Origin of the sequence: uncultured Thiocystis sp. (genome assembly GCF_903866365.1) — a bacterium.
Classification (GTDB): Bacteria; Pseudomonadota; Gammaproteobacteria; order Chromatiales; family Chromatiaceae; genus Chromatium.
In genome coordinates this window covers 1-2556 of the sequence record NZ_CAIPNF010000345.1, presented here as the reverse complement: position 1 = coordinate 2556, position 2556 = coordinate 1, and the positions used below count along the sequence as shown (strand labels likewise).

The 2556-nt window shown below is 59.8% G+C and carries 3 protein-coding genes; all 3 read left to right on the top strand.

Translation table 11 applies throughout. The annotated features are described in order from the left end of the window. Positions 1-847 (top strand): TraB/GumN family protein (locus QZY07_RS19475; protein WP_295406238.1); only part of this gene is annotated, 847 nt, incomplete at its 5' end. Positions 848-948: 101 nt separating this feature from the next. Beyond that, on the top strand, positions 949-1743 hold the full coding sequence (locus tag QZY07_RS19470; RefSeq protein ID WP_295406236.1) for a VacJ family lipoprotein: 795 nt from the start codon (positions 949-951) through the stop codon (positions 1741-1743). A 181-nt stretch (positions 1744-1924) separates the two neighbouring features. Next, positions 1925-2365: a septal ring lytic transglycosylase RlpA family protein gene (locus QZY07_RS19465; RefSeq protein ID WP_295406235.1), complete on the top strand. Its 441-nt coding sequence runs from the start codon at positions 1925-1927 to the stop codon at positions 2363-2365. Positions 2366-2556 lie beyond the last annotated feature (191 nt).

Genomic DNA, 2556 nt, shown 5'->3' with positions numbered 1-2556 from the left:
CTGGGCGTTTCTGCTGGGCGGCCCGGCGGCGGGAGAGGTTGGGCGCACGGCGCACGGGCTTCTCTATCAGGTCAGTTCGCCGACGGCAGCGGTCCCCAGCGTTCTGTTCGGGACGATCCATAGCGAAGACCCCCGGGTGACCGAGCTTCCGCCGCCGGTTCGTGCGGCCTTCGATGATTGCTCCGGCGTTGCGCTGGAGGTGATTCCCGACGCGGCGGCGATCATCAAGGCCATGGTCACCATGACTTATACCGACGGACGTACCCTGCATGAGGTGCTTCCGCCCGACCTCTACCTCCAGACGGCCGCGACGCTCGCTGAAATCGGGATGTCCGAGGATGCGTTCAAGGATTTCAAGCCCTGGGCGGCGATGACCCTGTTGACTACCCCGCCGACCGAGACGGGGCATTTCCTGGATATCATGCTGTATCGCGCCGCGCTCGAATCGGGCAGGTCCGTCCAGGGATTGGAAACGATGGAAGAGCAGCTTGCCGTCTTCGACGGGATGAGCGAGGCCGATCAGATTGGTCTGTTGCGCGAGACTCTGAAATCCAGAAATCAGTTGCCGATCCTGTTCGAGCAATTGATGCAGGTCTATCTGGAACGCGATCTTGGGCGTCTGGTCGATCTCAGCGAGTCCTCTCTCCAGGGCGGCGATCCCAGGCTGGCCGGGCTGTTCCGGGAGGCCGTGATCGACTCTCGCAATCAGCGGATGGTGGAGCGCATGCGGCCACTGCTGGATCGGGGCGGATGGTTTATCGCCATCGGCGCCTTGCATCTGCCGGGCGATGCGGGAGTCATCGCGTTGCTTCGGCGTCTTGGATACAGGGTGTCGGTTCTGTATTGAGTCCGTGGTCGGGTAGGTCCATGATTCGGTCAGGCTGGCCGCCGGGAGCGGCTGGCGCTGTGATAGCATTTCACAACTCCACTGGGATAAAGAAACTACCAATGAAGGGTGTCGAGATGGACGCATTCCGGTCGGGCTGGTTGGGGGTGTTGTGTGTCGCCCTGTTGGCCGGCGGTTGTGCCACGAATCCGGATCGGGTGCCCGATCCGCGCGACCCGCTGGAGCCGTTCAACCGAGCGGTCTACCGCTTTAACTCCGATTTCGACAAAGCGTTTCTGAAGCCTGTCGCCGAGGGTTACCAGGCGATCACGCCCGAGCCGGTCGATCGCGGCGTCACCAATTTCTTTCATAACATCGCCGATGTGACCTCGGCGGTGAATAATGTCCTGCAGTTCAAGATGTCGCGGGCGGGAAGCGATGTGGGACGACTCTTCATCAACTCCACGGTCGGCGTTTTAGGGGTTTTCGACGTAGCCACCAATGTGGGCCTCCCGAGCTACAAGGAAGATTTTGGCCAGACGCTCGGTTACTGGGGGCTTGAATCGGGCGCCTTTCTGATGCTGCCCTTTCTGGGGCCGAGCAGCATGCGCGATACCATGGGTCTGGCTGGCGACGTGTTCACGGACCCACTGATTAATATCCGAGAGGATCATATCTACTGGGGTCTGTTGGGCCTGCAGCTCGTTGATCGCCGCGCCGAATATCTCGTCGCCGGTCAGATCCTGGAAGATGCCGCGCTGGATTCTTACGGTTTTCTGCGCGATGCCTATCTACAGCGCCGACTCAACCTGGTCCACGACGGCAATCCGCCCACGGTGGAAGGCCAGGAGGATTTTTGGGACGAGATCGATTTCGACTCCAACGGCAAGGCGGACCAGGCAATCCCGGCTTCCTGAGGGTCGCCGGTTCAGACGCGTCTCGCCGCGCCAATGTTTCGGTTATGTTGCAATTAACTCTCATTTGATTCGAGGGGTGGCTAAACGCGCCCTTCGACCTGTAAAATAACCCTTCGGATCGAAGACGAAGGGTCCTTCCGAGGCGCCCATACACCACAACGAGACGACAAGAGGAAGCGTTTTGGTTAAACGACGCAGATGGCTATCCCCGTTTCTACTGACACTATCAATCCTGCCGACGACGCAGACGCATGCCGTCGTCACCGAAGGCACCGCCTCCTACTACGCGGATCGTTTCAATGGCCGTAAGACCGCCAGTGGCGCAAGATTTAACGCGAATGACCTGACCGCTGCGCACAAGACCTTGAGTTTTGGCACCAAGGTGGTGGTCACCAACAAGTCCAATGGCCGCTCGGTCGAAGTCACCATCAATGATCGCGGCCCCTACGCCCATGGTCGCATGATCGACCTTTCCAAGGGCGCGGCCAGGGAGATTGGCATGCTCGGCAGAGGGACCGCGCGGGTTGAGCTCCAGGTGGTGGAGGCAGCCAACGAGAGCAATTTCTCGCGTTCGGGAATCGGGGCCGATGCGGCCCAGAACCTCATGATGGAATTATTTTAGGGGGGTATCCAGCTCAGTGCGGTAGGCACAAAATGTAGGGATGCTGAAACCGCTTCCTGCATCCGCGCGCCACTAGCCCGTCTTCGACTATTCGCGCCCATTTTGCACGTAACCCTTTGTTTGGCTGACGCCGTAGGGGCAAAGGTCGGCACTACAAGCGATTAGTGTATGAGGGCATGGAGCGCGGTGGT

Excerpts from the sequence above, each read along its gene's own strand:
- QZY07_RS19470 (WP_295406236.1), top strand. The coding sequence starts at position 949 with ATGAAGGGTGTCGAGATGGACGCATTCCGGTCGGGCTGGTTGGGGGTG.